This is a genomic window from Gilliamella sp. LMG 34359, from assembly GCF_984569085.1.
The window spans coordinates 1,210,768-1,224,265 of sequence record NZ_OZ474906.1 but is presented as its reverse complement, the minus strand read 5'-3'; the positions used below and the strand labels follow the sequence as shown (position 1 = coordinate 1,224,265).

13 protein-coding genes are annotated in these 13,498 nt (G+C 34.9%); 2 read left to right on the top strand and 11 right to left on the bottom strand.

Going from position 1 to position 13,498, the window contains the following annotated elements; translation table 11 throughout:
- Positions 1 to 39 precede the first annotated feature (39 nt).
- The 6 genes from ubiB to ribH all read right to left on the bottom strand — a co-directional run bounded on the left by ubiB (position 40) and on the right by ribH (position 5,472).
- The gene (gene ubiB, locus AC5LXV_RS05680) at positions 40 to 1,581 is read right to left on the bottom strand and encodes a ubiquinone biosynthesis regulatory protein kinase UbiB (protein ID WP_493467609.1); all 1,542 of its coding nucleotides are present in this window, start codon (positions 1,579 to 1,581) and stop codon (positions 40 to 42) included.
- A 13-nt stretch (positions 1,582 to 1,594) separates the two neighbouring features.
- Positions 1,595 to 2,371: a bifunctional demethylmenaquinone methyltransferase/2-methoxy-6-polyprenyl-1,4-benzoquinol methylase UbiE gene (gene ubiE, locus AC5LXV_RS05675; RefSeq protein ID WP_110434330.1), complete on the bottom strand. Its 777-nt coding sequence runs from the start codon at positions 2,369 to 2,371 to the stop codon at positions 1,595 to 1,597.
- A 62-nt stretch (positions 2,372 to 2,433) separates the two neighbouring features.
- Entirely contained in the window at positions 2,434 to 3,369 is a 936-nt protein-coding gene (gene nadR, locus AC5LXV_RS05670) for a multifunctional transcriptional regulator/nicotinamide-nucleotide adenylyltransferase/ribosylnicotinamide kinase NadR (protein WP_493467608.1), read from the bottom strand.
- 143 nt (positions 3,370 to 3,512) lie between these two features.
- Positions 3,513 to 4,556: a TrmH family RNA methyltransferase gene (locus AC5LXV_RS05665; protein ID WP_493467607.1), complete on the bottom strand. Its 1,044-nt coding sequence runs from the start codon at positions 4,554 to 4,556 to the stop codon at positions 3,513 to 3,515.
- A gap of 21 nt (positions 4,557 to 4,577) precedes the next feature.
- Positions 4,578 to 4,997 carry a transcription antitermination factor NusB gene (gene nusB / locus AC5LXV_RS05660; RefSeq protein ID WP_493467606.1) on the bottom strand — a complete coding sequence of 140 codons (420 nt, stop codon included), beginning with the start codon at positions 4,995 to 4,997 and terminating at the stop codon, positions 4,578 to 4,580.
- A gap of 4 nt (positions 4,998 to 5,001) precedes the next feature.
- Entirely contained in the window at positions 5,002 to 5,472 is a 471-nt protein-coding gene (gene ribH / locus AC5LXV_RS05655; protein WP_493467605.1) for a 6,7-dimethyl-8-ribityllumazine synthase, read from the bottom strand.
- A 363-nt stretch (positions 5,473 to 5,835) separates the two neighbouring features.
- Here ribH and lpcA point away from each other — a divergent pair, with 363 nt between their 5' ends.
- Positions 5,836 to 6,411 carry a D-sedoheptulose 7-phosphate isomerase gene (lpcA, locus tag AC5LXV_RS05650; RefSeq protein ID WP_110434335.1) on the top strand — a complete coding sequence of 192 codons (576 nt, stop codon included), beginning with the start codon at positions 5,836 to 5,838 and terminating at the stop codon, positions 6,409 to 6,411.
- Between the two features lies 1 nt (position 6,412).
- The gene (locus tag AC5LXV_RS05645) at positions 6,413 to 7,192 is read left to right on the top strand and encodes a class II glutamine amidotransferase (RefSeq protein ID WP_493467604.1); all 780 of its coding nucleotides are present in this window, start codon (positions 6,413 to 6,415) and stop codon (positions 7,190 to 7,192) included.
- On the opposite strand, the gene mdtH is transcribed toward AC5LXV_RS05645, so the two are convergent.
- The 5 genes from mdtH to asnS form a co-directional block, all read right to left on the bottom strand.
- On the bottom strand, positions 7,170 to 8,381 hold the full coding sequence (gene mdtH, locus AC5LXV_RS05640) for a multidrug efflux MFS transporter MdtH (RefSeq protein ID WP_493467603.1): 1,212 nt from the start codon (positions 8,379 to 8,381) through the stop codon (positions 7,170 to 7,172). The two genes, AC5LXV_RS05645 and mdtH, sit on opposite strands and share 23 nt — an antisense overlap.
- A complete protein-coding gene (locus tag AC5LXV_RS05635; protein ID WP_034883504.1) occupies positions 8,382 to 8,840 on the bottom strand; it encodes a methylglyoxal synthase in 459 nt (152 codons plus the stop codon).
- A gap of 133 nt (positions 8,841 to 8,973) precedes the next feature.
- Complete coding sequence (locus AC5LXV_RS05630) at positions 8,974 to 10,113, bottom strand: porin (protein ID WP_493467602.1); 1,140 nt, start codon at positions 10,111 to 10,113, stop codon at positions 8,974 to 8,976.
- A 309-nt stretch (positions 10,114 to 10,422) separates the two neighbouring features.
- Positions 10,423 to 11,646, bottom strand: coding sequence for a porin (locus AC5LXV_RS05625; RefSeq protein WP_493467601.1), 1,224 nt, complete (start codon positions 11,644 to 11,646; stop codon positions 10,423 to 10,425).
- 291 nt (positions 11,647 to 11,937) lie between these two features.
- Positions 11,938 to 13,341, bottom strand: a complete 1,404-nt coding sequence (gene asnS / locus AC5LXV_RS05620) for an asparagine--tRNA ligase (protein ID WP_493467600.1) — start codon at positions 13,339 to 13,341, stop codon at positions 11,938 to 11,940.
- Positions 13,342 to 13,498: the final 157 nt, after the last annotated feature.

Below are 13,498 nucleotides of genomic sequence, written 5' to 3'. Positions count from 1 at the left end.
TTATACACTTAAACAGTGATATTCCCAAAAATAACTCGCTTAATGCACAACAAGCGCAATAATGCCTAAAAGACTAAGCACACCAACCATAAACATTAATCTTCGTTGGCATCTTTTGCTACGTTGAAGTTCTTGATTAATCTGTTTTAGTTGAATATGCATCTGTTTAGTCACCCGAGCCTGATCATCTAATTTTACCGGTAGTTCAACGACAAGATTTTTCCATTCAGGTAAAGACTGCCAAACTTGTTGTAATAACTTTTTAGCACTATATTTTTCTTCATACCATTTTTCTAAAAATGGTTTAGCGGTTTGCCATAAGTCGAGATCTGGATAAAGTTGACGGCCCAGTCCTTCTATATAAAATAACGTTTTTTCAAGTAAGGTTAACTGAGGTTGAATATCCATCTCAAATTGACGAGCTACTTGAAATAGCGCTAATAAAATTTGCGAAAAAGAGATCTCACCTAATGGTTTGGCGAATGCTGGTTCGCACACATTACGCATAGCCATTTCTAACGCGACGGCGTCAGTGGTTTCAGGAACCCAACCTGATGTGATATAAATCTGGGCAATTTTTCGATAATCTTGATTAAAAAAAGCGAGGAAGTTTTCAGCTAAATAGCGTTGATCATCTTCAGTTAAAATACCAACAATAGCACAATCGATGCCAATATAACGCGGATTCTGAGGTTCGCTTATATCCACAAAGATATTACCTGGGTGCATATCCGCATGGAAGAAATTATCCCGAAAGACTTGTGTAAAGAAAGCTTGAACACCTCGTTCGGCTAGTAATTTCATGTTGACGTTACTTCTTTTTAGTTCGTCGATATTAGCGATCGGTGTACCATAAATTCGTTCCTCAACTAGGATATTTTTACGGCAGAGATCTTGGTAAACATAAGGAATATAGAGAATCTCACTATTAATAAAATTATCCCGCAAACGCGCGGTGTTATAAGCTTCTTTAAGTAGATCTAACTCTTTTAAAAGCGTACTTTCATAATCATTAACAATCTCTACAGCACGTAATTTTTCACCAAATTTTATCCGTTTGGTAAATTGGTTAGCAACCCAATACATCAAACGAATATCCGATTTGATGATAGGTAATATATTTGGCCGCAAAACTTTGATTACCACTTGAGCTTGGCTACTTTTTAACGTAGCAGTATGCACTTGTGCAATAGATGCGGAAGCTAAGGGTTGCTCATTAAAATCTGAAAAATAATAGTCAATTGGGCATTCTAAAGCCGTTTCGATAATTTGTTTAGCAATTTTGCCATCAAAAGGAGTAACTTGATCTTGTAATTTAGCTAGTGCATCAGCCAGATGTTTTGGCAATACATCCCGTCTTGTTGAGACCATTTGTCCAAACTTTATCCAAACCGGTCCAAGTTCTTGTAAGGCTTGACGTAACCTTTCACCGATTTCTTGTTGCTTTGCTTTAGGTCTAATCCAAAACAAGCTAAACAATACTACACGTAACCATTTTGAAGAACGGTGTTTTGGTAATAGTTCATCTAATCGATAAGCCCGAAATACAGTTAATATTTTATAAAGTCGAAAAAATGTCATTATTTTTTTCACATTAAAATTTAAAACCAGTATGTAAAGCTACAATACCACCTGTCATATTGTGATATTTAACGTCGGCAAATCCGGCATCTTCCATCATTTTTTTCAATGTTTTTTGATCTGGGTGCATACGAATAGATTCGGCTAAATATCGATAGCTTTCGGAATCATTTGCCACAATCTTGCCCATTAACGGTAGCATGGTAAATGAGTAAAGATCATAGGCTTTATTTAAAATCTGATATTGTGGTTTAGAAAATTCTAGAATCAATAAGCGTCCACCTGGTTTTAATACTCGCCACATGGATTGTAACGCTTTTTGCTTATCAGTCACATTTCGTAAACCAAATGAGATAGTAATACAATCAAAATAGTTATCAGCAAATGGCAATTCTTCTGCGTTTGCTTGTACATATTCAATATTTTTAAATAAACCTTTGTCTCGTAGCTTGTCTCTACCTACTTTAAGCATCGATTCATTGATATCGGCTAATACTACTAAGCCATCATCACCAACAATCTGCGAGAATTTAGCCGTTAAATCTCCTGTTCCACCGGCAAGATCAAGAACTTTTTGACCTTTCCTAACACTACTATATTCAATAGTGATTTTTTTCCAGATGCGATGAATACCGAATGACATTAGATCATTCATAATATCGTATTTATCAGCAACAGAATGAAAAACTTCTGCAACGCGTTTTGCTTTATCTTGTTTTAAAACTTGTGTATAACCAAAATCGATTTTATCTTGATTTTCATCATGTTGCGGCTGAGAAGATTGAGACATAAAAATTCACCTTTCACAAAGAGTTAGCTTATTTTAACATAAGCTAACCTAAATGTGATGGACTAAATCAATAGTGAATCAACCATTTTAGAAACAATTTCGAAATATTGTAATGGGGTAGAATTTGCAGGTAATTGGTTTTCATGAATAATTAAATCAAATTGATAACTATTTTTTAGTCCATTTAAGACTTCGTTAGTTTTACCAAAAATCTGTTCATAGTATTGGGCTAACGTTTCGAAATCTATAGAGGTAAAGAGGAGTTTATTGGCATTTTCAACTGCTTTAGTCATTCTCTCTACTTGTAACATTGCGATTCTTAGATAATCATTTTCACTTAAGTAACGTTTATTTTCTGGTGTCGAAATTTCTCGTTGAATATAATTTAAATAACCATTAGAGACATATTGAGTGTTATAAATATTGGCTAATTGTACTGGCAATTCATTAAATTTATCATGGCCGATAATCGCCACTTTTTTGACAAAAAAAGGTTTAGCCGCTTGGGCAATAAAAGACCAGTTTTGATAAGGATTTTCACGAATTTTGGTCGCACTAATATTGAAGAATTCGCGATCGGCATCAACAATAACCACTGGGCAACCAAAATAGCGTTCATGTTCTTTTACATCTTGGGGTTCACTAGTAAATACCACCGAAGGTTCAATTTTATGTTCGGATAAAATCCGTTTAATGCTATCGCTCCACTCTTGCCAACCATTAGGATAATAGTTAATTCCGGCTTCATCGGAAATATGGATATGAATATTATGTCTATCTTTAAAGGTCTCTTTTAACCATGAAAAACGATCACTGACTTGTGGCTGTCTAGGTAAATGACTTTTATCAAACAGTTGTTTATCACGACTTGCTTCACAACCTAGCATTACATGTAATTCATCAACTTGCGTTAACGCTTTTTCAATAAGATAAACATGACCACTGTGTAACGGATAGAACTTACCAAAAATTAAACCAACTCGATGTTTAGATGACATAATAATTACCAATACATTTAAAAACTGGATACCAATGTACAGAAAAAAAAACCATTTTCTAACCAATTGATGCTATTTAATATTATCAGAAGATAAAAATGTTAACTTCCTCAAAAATTCGCCAATAATTAAAATCATATCAATTAAGATTGATATTTAATAGTTGATAAAACAATCCCAGTCGCAACTGAAATATTTAACGCTGACATATTATCATTACCTTTCAAATATACAACGTTATCCGCACAATTAATTAATTTTGTGTTAATTTGTTGGAAAATAACTAATGCTACCTTCTTTTTAAATTTGAGTTGGTATAATTCAGTTGATGTAATAGATTTTAACTGGCATGGTAATAGAGCAACAACTTGATAACCATGTTGTTTTAATGTATCTATTGATGCAATAAAATCATCACTCTTAATTGGTTCAATTGCTTCAATACCACCTTCAGCAACGCGCATTGCCGAACCACTATCAAGTAAATTGGTTTGACGCAGAATAACACCATTAACGCCAAAAAAAGCAGCGCTGCGAATTAATCCACCTAAATTATGAGGATTATTAACATCGTCAATGGCAATGATGCAATCATTAACTTTATCATCGTATTTACTTAGATAATCAAGTAAATTGAGCGGTATCCGTTTTTTGACAATTAAACAGACGCCACCATGATGTGGAGTTTGGGTTAATTTAGTGATTTGCTCTGTTGACACAACATCATAACCTAGTCGTTGTTTGACTAACCAACTGATTAAATCCTTAAATTGGTAAGTCATATCTTGCGTTATAAACAACTTCACAATAGCCGAGCGTCGATGTTTAAATACTGCTTTACAGCTGTTTTCCGTATAAACTAAGGTCTCTTCTTTTTTTTGTCGATACTCATCGTAACCAAATGTTGGTGTTTGATCGTTATCGCGAACTTTCTTTTGCCACGGGGACTCATGTTCATCAGACAAATCAAATTGCGGTTTGGATGATTTTTTAGTTTTATTGGCTATTTTTGGTCGGAATGTTTCAATTCGATCATGTTTTGCTTTGGAATTTGACTGAAAACCATCATTTTTACGTTTATATTGATGATCATTACCTTTATCTTTTGCCGAGCGTGACTTCACATTGGATTGACTATTTTTGGCATAAAAGATTGTGGGCTTACTTTTTTCGCTAATATCGTTCATATTATTCCCAATTAAAGGCCGTTATCGTTTACGAATGGTTGGTGCAATTTTATCTAATACACCATTTATAAATTTATGACTATCTTCTGCTCCAAAAGTTTTCGCCAGATCAATAGCTTCATTGATAACGACTTTGTAAGGGACGTCATGCCTCTTCATTAACTCATAAATTGCAATTCGTAGTACCGCTAATTCAACTTGTCCTAACTCATTAACAGTTCTTTCTGTTAGGTAAGGTGTCATTTTTTCATCTAACTCTGCGGTGTTTTTCGCAACACCATGAAGTAACTCTCTAAAATATTTACTATCAACACCCTTCATATCTTGTTCAGCCATAAAGCTGCTCTCAACATCAGCAAGATCATTTCTAGAAACTTGCCAAGAATAAATGGCTTGAACGGCACACTCTCTTGCTCGACGACGAGGATTAACTAACGCCACTAATTTACTCCTTAATTGTTTGGATAACATTTAACATTTCAAGTGCGGTTAATGCTGCTTCTGCACCTTTATTACCCGCTTTGGTTCCAGCACGTTCAATTGCCTGTTCAATACTCTCTGTCGTTAAAATACCAAAGCCAACTGGGATCGAATACTCTAAACTAGCATTCAATAAACCTGAACTTGACTCGCCAGCAACAAAATCAAAATGTGCTGTGCTGCCACGAATAACCGTACCTAATGCGACAATAGCATCATATTTTTTGGATTGTGCAGCAACTTTTGCTGTTAAGGGAATTTCATAAGCGCCTGGTACCCAAATAACCGTAATGTTTTTATCTTCAACTTGACCAATACGCGTTAGTGCGTCTACAGCCCCATTAACTAAACTTTCATTAATAAATTGGTTAAAACGCGCGACGATAATGGCTACTTTGGCTTTTGGTGCAGCAACTTTACCTTTAACTGTTTGCATATTTATTCCTTAATCAATTGGTTCTGAATGCAATTTTATTTTCACTTTTTGTGAATAAATTATCTGTTAATGATAGCACAAATTAAAAGGTTATCCTATTAGCAAAAATGGCGAATTAACATGTTGATAACCAACCAAAGTAACCATGATTATTCGAAAGTTAATGTTTGAAAATTTTATGTCTAAAAAATGTAATTTATCAATTAATAAATTGCTATTCCTCTTGATAAAAAATATTGATTTTTTTAGTTATTGTTTTAACACTTTTAACCATTACGAGAAATTTTATTTTTATTGCTTGCAAGCAATTATTAACTAATTACAATGTTAAGAAGAGAGCGTCCTACAAAAGAGGTAATATTGATGTACATTAACACTATTCGCGACGAATTAAATCAGGCAATTGACGTATTGACTAATTTTGTTGCAAATGATGAAAACCTTAAAAAAATCCAGCAAGCGGCCACTTTAATTGCTGACTCATTTAAACAGGGTGGCAAAGTACTTTCATGCGGTAATGGTGGTTCTCATTGTGATGCCATGCATTTTGCCGAAGAGTTAACTGGTCGTTTTCGTGATAATCGACCGTCCTACCCAGCCATTGCTATATCAGATGTGAGCCATATCTCTTGCGTTGGTAATGATTATGGTTTTGACGCTATTTTTTCTCGTTATGTTGAAGGTGTTGGTCAAAAAGGCGATGTGTTATTAGGCATTTCAACTTCAGGAAACTCAACCAATGTCATTAAAGCAATTGAGGCAGCCAAGCAAAAAGGGATGAAAATCATCACGCTTACAGGTAAAGATGGGGGAAAAATGAACGGGTTGGCCGATGTAGATATTCGTGTACCACATTTTGGTTATGCTGATCGTGTTCAAGAAATCCATATTAAAGTAATTCATATTTTAATTTTACTCATTGAAAAAGAGATGGCTTAATATGTGCGAATTATTGGGTATGAGCGCCAATGTGCCGACTGATATCTGTTTTAGTTTTACCAGTTTAATTAAACGTGGTGGTGATAAAGGTCCACATAAAGATGGCTGGGGGATAACATTTTATGAAGGTAAAGGATGTCGAACGTTTAAAGATCCTCAACCTTGTAGTTTTTCGCCTATTGCCAAATTGGTTCAACAATACCCAATAAAATCTACAGCAGTAGTTGCTCATATTCGTCAGGCTAATCGAGGCGGGGTTGCCTTAGAAAATACCCATCCTTTTACACGCGAATTATGGGGAAAAAATTGGACATTTGCTCACAATGGGCAACTAACCGGTTATCAAAAATTAGACACTGGTATTTTTCAACCTGTAGGATTAACGGATAGTGAATATGCTTTTTGTTATTTAATCAATCAATTACATAAAAAATATTCACAAAAACCAACCAATGATATTGAACTATTTGATTATATTCGAGAGTGTGCAATTAAATTAACCGGACTTGGTATTTTTAATATGTTGCTTTCTGATGGTGAATATGTATTTGCCTATTGTTCAACTAATCTGCATTGGATCACCCGAAAAGCGCCATTTGGTAAAGCTAAATTAATTGATGAAGATGTAGAAATAGACTTTCAAAAACATACCACCCCAAATGATATTGTAACCATTATTTCAACCATGCCGTTAACATCAAACGAAATATGGACTAAATTAGCTGTTGGGGAAGCTATTTTATTTAAAAATGGTGAAATCAGCCAATCTTTCTCATCTTAACTTTAGTTATAGGTGGTTCATTTTTAAATAAATATTCTAAATAACCTAAAGTCAATAAGCCTACGAATGTTAAAACAATCCATGGTAAATGAGGCAAACCAATTTGAATAGCCATATCGTAAAGCCAACCTGCACCCGTATAGCCAATAAATCCGCCTAATGCAAGTCCTAATCGACTAAACCCCATATAGCTACCTTTAGCTTTCGGGTTGGTTAAAACAGTGGCTAAGGTCTCTCTAGCTGGCTCGGCAATAATAGCGCCAAGGTAAAAAAGTGCGATGAGAGACAATAGAATAGATAATTGTGTTGTAAAACCAATAATTATAAAAGCAAATGACATCAACAATAAGCCAAATTTAAGACGTTGATCCAACCTAAAATACTTTTCACTAAATCGAGCCAGTGGATATAGCAAAATCAATGAGATAGTCGCTTGGATAGCGTACATCCATTTTACATAGCTAGGGCTACCCGATACGTTGGTAATGGTTAAAGGTAACATCAACATAATTTGCACCCACAGCACATAATAACCAGTTAAAGTAAGTACATAATGAGTAAATTTTCTATCTTTGAGAACCATCTTCATGCCGTTAATAATCGGAGCTTTACCGATTGCAATATGATAGGCCGGTAAATAGATAAGATTAAAAATACCACATAAGAAGAAGATAAAAGCACCACACCAGCAAACTAATTGGAAATCATAATCTATTAAGATACCACCAATCAGTGCGCCGATAACGGCGCCGGCATTATCTTGTATCATCAGCAACGAAATAAACTTGCCTCGTTCGTGAGGTCTGGTGAATTTAATGGTTAATCCCATTCGGGGAGGATCAAATAACAATCCTCCTAATGCAGAGAGTAAACATGAAACAAGTAGTAACCAGTGTTCAGTGGCTAATGCCATTGAGATAAAACCAACCGATCGCAAAAACATACCGGTTATAATCATTGGTTTTGCACCAAAACGATCGGCTATTGCCCCACCAATTAAACCAAATCCTTGCTGAACAAATTGACGAAACCCTAAAGCAAAACCAACGAATAAGGCACTCCAACCAACTTGACTAACAAAATGTGTAGACACCAATGGAAAGACGACATAAAATCCCAACACAATAAACAAATTATCAAGTAATAATATATATCTACCCGTTTTACGAACTTGTGATGGAATTGGCATTTATTGTATTCTTTTAATTAGATAACCTTGATAATCTGGAATTTCAATTTCCACTTCTTTTGTGAAGATTGAAGATTGTATGAGTGCATTAGCCGTAGCTTGATTAGTCGCAACTGGAATATTCCAAACAGTTGATAAACGTAATAAGGCTTTTACATCTGGATCATGCGGAACAGCATTTAGTGGATCCCAGAAAAATATAAGAATATCAATTTTGCCTTCTGCGATCAATGCACCGATTTGCTGATCGCCCCCCATAGGTCCACTTAGCATTGGTGTAATATCTAATCCGGTCTCTTTTTTGATTAATGTGCCTGTCGTACCTGTTCCACATAAATTATGATGAGAGAGCTCTTCGCGATTTTTTTTGCACCAATTTAATAATGCTTCTTTTAAGTGATCATGCGCGACTAAAGCAATATTTTTCTTTGCTGGTAACTTTCGAGTAATATAAAGCATTGAATTAGTCCTAAAACGTTATTATTTTTTCTTTTTTATCAGACTATTTAACAAAGAGCAAGCAGTATTTGATGAAAAAATTTAATAAAAAAAGGCACCGAAGTGCCTTTCATTAAATCGCCAGATAAAATGATTAGAATTGATAAATTAATCCTAATGCTACAGTATCTTTTGCTGTTGCTTTAATTTGAGATTTAGTAAATGTACCATCTTCATATAAACCACGACGTGCACCAATATCATTTTTATCTAGCAAGTTGATTTTGTAATCAACAATTGCTGATAAGTTTTTATTGAAGTCATAAGTTAAACCAACATCAACATATTTAGCTAAATCATTACCTTTAAGACCGCTATCATTAGTTAAACTAGATGCATCTTTAACTTTGTGTTGAATATAAGCAACAGATGGTGTTAATCGACCAATATCAAAATCAATACCGTATTGTGCAACTAATTCAAAACCTTTGGTTTTTAAATCATCAGCTTTACGGGTAGTTGACGCATTGACCCAACCGGCTTTTTGTTTGCCTTGAATATAAAGTGCTGCTAAATAAAGATTGTCGTTATCATATTTAACACCTGCTGACCATGCTTTAGCATCTTTATGACCACCAGTTTGTGCATAACCAGCACCAATTGATAAACCTGTATCTAATACATCCCAATCAATTACCGAACCCCAGGCTTCAGCACTGTCATGACCAGTACGTTCGTTATGATTTAGATATTGAGTTGAACTATTATCCCCATTATCTGCATATTGAACAGCAAAACGTAGACCGTCAACCAAACCAAAGAAATCTGAATTACGATAAGTCGCAACAGCTTTTGTTCTAGCGGTTAATGCATAAATATCATTATTTGAAGCATCACCACCAAATTCAGGTAATACATCAGTATATGAAGTTAACGTTTTTAATACACCGTCATTACGACCATAATCAAATGAGCCGAAATCACCGAAATTCAGACCAGCATATGCATAACGAGTTTCATTATCAGCTTTTTCTCCAGTTTTAGCTTCATATTCCCAACGACCATAACCACTTAAGCTATCAGAGATTTGAGTTTGCCCTGACATACCTAAACGGGCGGTAGTTTTGTCACCTTCACCGGTTTGATTATCACGGTCAGTGAGATAGTTTAAGGCATAAACTCGACCATAAAAGTCAACTTTATTACCATCTTTGTTCCATACTTCGATAGAAGCACTTGCAGTACCTGCAATTAATAGCGCAGGAATAGCGATTGCTAATAGATTACGTTTCATTTAATTACCCTCTTAGGTATTTTATTATTAAAGATACAAAATATTTTGTTCTCGGTTTAATAAATAGCTGCTAGCAAATAGCAACTAAATTATTACTGGGATATCTATTATTATGAATACTAGATTTTTATTGCGAACATCATAGATTAATAATGTTGTTAAGGTATTATTCTGCGAATTGATATTATTTTATGGGGTAATATTAATTTTTTTTAAGCATAAAATGTTTTTTTAGACGAAGTCGCGTTCAATAGACGAAAAAAAAGGCACCTAAGTGCCTTTTTTAGAGATAGTTTAGATCTCAAGAGATTAGAATTGGTAAATTAAACCAACACCTAACACATCTTTAGTACCTGGTTTGAATGGATGACGACCACTGCTTTCACGTGTAGTATTCAACTCAGCACCAACATCGTATTTCTTAAGAAGATTGAATTTATATTCAACGATTGCACTAAAGTTTTTATTAAGATCATATGTCGCACCAACAGAAACATATTTAGCTAAGTTACGGCCTTCTTTATGATCAGCATCATAATCCCATTCACCAACATTAGCTAATTTATGTTGAACATAAGCAACAGATGGAGTTAAACGACCTACTTCTAAATCAATACCATATTGAGCAACTAACTCAAAACCTTTGATTTTAGGATCATTATAACGATCACCATCAACACCTTTCTCATCCCAAGTATTGAATTTAGTTTGGAAATAGTTTGCTGCTAAATATACGTTATAGTTATCATATTTGATACCTGCAGTCCAAGTTTTAGCTTTTTTAACTTCACCACCTTCTTCGTATTTAGATTTACCAGCGGTTTGTGCATAACCTGCAGCAGCAGTTAAACCAGTATCAAAGATACGCCATTCAACAACTGCACCAAATGCTTCACGACTATCACCTTTGAATCCCTCGAAATCTCTGTAAGTAGTACCAGTATTAGGATCAAAAATTGCTGGTCCATAAACTGCGTTAGCACGTTTTCCATCAAAAGTAGCTGAATTGTCACCATTGTCAGCATATTGTAATGCAAAACTAACATCATCAGTTAAACCAAATAGGTTGTTATTACGATAAGTTGCAACAGCTTTAGTACGAGCTGAAAGCACGTTCCAAGAATTATTTGCAGCTTCACCACCAAATTCTGGTAATACGTCAGTATAAGCAGTAATAGCTTTTAACACACCGTCGTTACGACCATAGTCGAATGAACCAAGATCACCGAAGTTTAAACCTGCAAATGCATAACGAACTTCGTTGTCACTGTTTTTACCAGCTTTTGCTTCATATTCCCAACGACCATAACCAGTAATACCGTCAGTGATTTGAGTTTGACCAGACATACCTAAACGAGCTGAAGTATCATCACCTTCATCTTTTTGACCACGGTCAGTGATATGGTTAGCTGCTTTTACTCGACCATAAAAGTCAACTTTATTACCGTCTTTGTTCCACACTTCGATAGACGCATTTGCACCAGCTGCTACTAAAAGAGCAGGGATAGCGATTGCTAATAGATTACGTTTCATTTCTTACCCTCATGGTTATTTTCCTAAAAGACACATCTTTTGGTTTGTGTCAATTTCGTTACAATGATTGTTCATCCAAAAATAATATTCAATTATTATTTTTATCTTACCTTTCAAAGCAATGTAAATTATGTATTAAAATTTTTTAAAATCAAGTGAACTTTTCGAAAAAAATGGTGTCTAAGGTTAAAATTTGGTTTGTTTGATTATTTTTTGCGCGAATATTGACTTTATTTTGACAACAAATTTGACATCAACTGACTGTTAGTCAGTTGATCATTTGAGCAGATTTTAGAAATTTGCATTACGAGGGGTTCTTGGAAATGGAATCACATCACGCACATTTTGCACCCCTGTGACATAGACAATTAGCCGCTCGAAACCAAGTCCAAAACCTGAATGAGGCACGGTGCCATAACGACGCAAATCACGATACCACCAATAGTCTTCTTTTTTAAGACCTAACTCATCCATCCGTTTATCTAACATATCTAAACGTTCTTCACGTTGTGAACCACCAATAATTTCACCGATACCTGGCGCTAATACATCCATAGCGGCAACAGTTTTACCGTCATCATTCATACGCATATAAAATGCTTTGATATCTTTTGGATAGTTTTTAACCACTACTGGTGCTTTAAAATGTTGCTCAGCTAAATATCGCTCATGTTCAGAAGCGAGATCTATTCCCCAACTTACTGGGTTTTCAAATTTAGCTTCACAATTTTGTAAAATAGTAATGGCATCAGTATAGTCAACTTGGGCAAAATCAGCATTAATGAAATTTTCAAGACGATTAATAGCATCTTTATCAATGTGCTGCGCAAAAAACTGCATATCATCGGCACGTTTTTCAAGTACTGTCTTAAAGACATATTTCAACATATCTTCAGCAAGTTTGGCATTATCGTTAAGATCAGCAAATGCAACTTCTGGCTCCATCATCCAAAACTCAGCTAAATGACGAGTAGTATTTGAGTTTTCAGCTCTAAAAGTAGGACCAAAAGTATAAACTTTTGAAAGTGCACAAGCATAAGTTTCCGCATTAAGTTGCCCAGAAACAGTTAAAAAAGCTTCTTTACCAAAAAAGTCTTTATCAAAATCTACCTTACCATTATCTGTTTTAGGCAGATTTAACATATCGAGTGTTGAGACCCTAAACATTTCACCGGCACCTTCAGTATCAGAGGCAGTAATAATTGGTGTTGAAAGCCAGAAGAATCCACGTTCATCAAAAAATTGGTGAATAGCCTGTGCTAAGGTATGGCGGACACGGGTAATTGCACCAACAATATTGGTTCTTGCGCGTAAATGAGCAACTTCACGCAGATATTCAATTGAATGACGTTTAGCCGCCATTGGGTAAGTTTCAGGATCATCAACAAATCCATAAACGTCAACTTGCGTTGCTTGCAATTCATATTTTTGACCTTGCCCCGGAGATTCAACCACTTTACCTGTCACTTTTACTGAACAGCCAGCAGTTAAACGTAAAATATCTTGCTCATAATTTGGTAAATCTTTTTCAATTACCGCTTGGATTGGATCAAAACAAGAGCCATCATACACTGCTAAAAATGAGATACCGGCTTTTGAATCGCGGCGGGTTCTAACCCAACCTTGAACTGAAATGGTACTACCAACAGCAATTTTACCTTGTAGCACGTCAACAATAGGAGCAACTGAATTCATTTTAATTATCCATCTCTATTTATTATTTATATAGTAAGTAATATTAAAAGTAATATATTAGCTGAATTTTAATATCCGTTTAAAGATCATTTAGATTGATAATACAGATTTATTATAAGGCTCTATTACTTTTTCAATTGTTAACATTAATCGTTAA

Coding starts and splice junctions, on each gene's coding strand:
- ubiB (WP_493467609.1), bottom strand. CDS start 1,581: ATGACATTTTTTCGACTTTATAAAATATTAACTGTATTTCGGGCTTAT.
- ubiE (WP_110434330.1), bottom strand. CDS start 2,371: ATGTCTCAATCTTCTCAGCCGCAACATGATGAAAATCAAGATAAAATC.
- nadR (WP_493467608.1), bottom strand. CDS start 3,369: ATGTCATCTAAACATCGAGTTGGTTTAATTTTTGGTAAGTTCTATCCG.
- AC5LXV_RS05665 (WP_493467607.1), bottom strand. CDS start 4,556: ATGAACGATATTAGCGAAAAAAGTAAGCCCACAATCTTTTATGCCAAA.
- ribH (WP_493467605.1), bottom strand. CDS start 5,472: ATGCAAACAGTTAAAGGTAAAGTTGCTGCACCAAAAGCCAAAGTAGCC.
- lpcA (WP_110434335.1), top strand. CDS start 5,836: ATGTACATTAACACTATTCGCGACGAATTAAATCAGGCAATTGACGTA.
- AC5LXV_RS05645 (WP_493467604.1), top strand. CDS start 6,413: ATGTGCGAATTATTGGGTATGAGCGCCAATGTGCCGACTGATATCTGT.
- mdtH (WP_493467603.1), bottom strand. CDS start 8,381: ATGCCAATTCCATCACAAGTTCGTAAAACGGGTAGATATATATTATTA.
- AC5LXV_RS05635 (WP_034883504.1), bottom strand. CDS start 8,840: ATGCTTTATATTACTCGAAAGTTACCAGCAAAGAAAAATATTGCTTTA.
- AC5LXV_RS05630 (WP_493467602.1), bottom strand. CDS start 10,113: ATGAAACGTAATCTATTAGCAATCGCTATTCCTGCGCTATTAATTGCA.
- AC5LXV_RS05625 (WP_493467601.1), bottom strand. CDS start 11,646: ATGAAACGTAATCTATTAGCAATCGCTATCCCTGCTCTTTTAGTAGCA.
- asnS (WP_493467600.1), bottom strand. CDS start 13,341: ATGAATTCAGTTGCTCCTATTGTTGACGTGCTACAAGGTAAAATTGCT.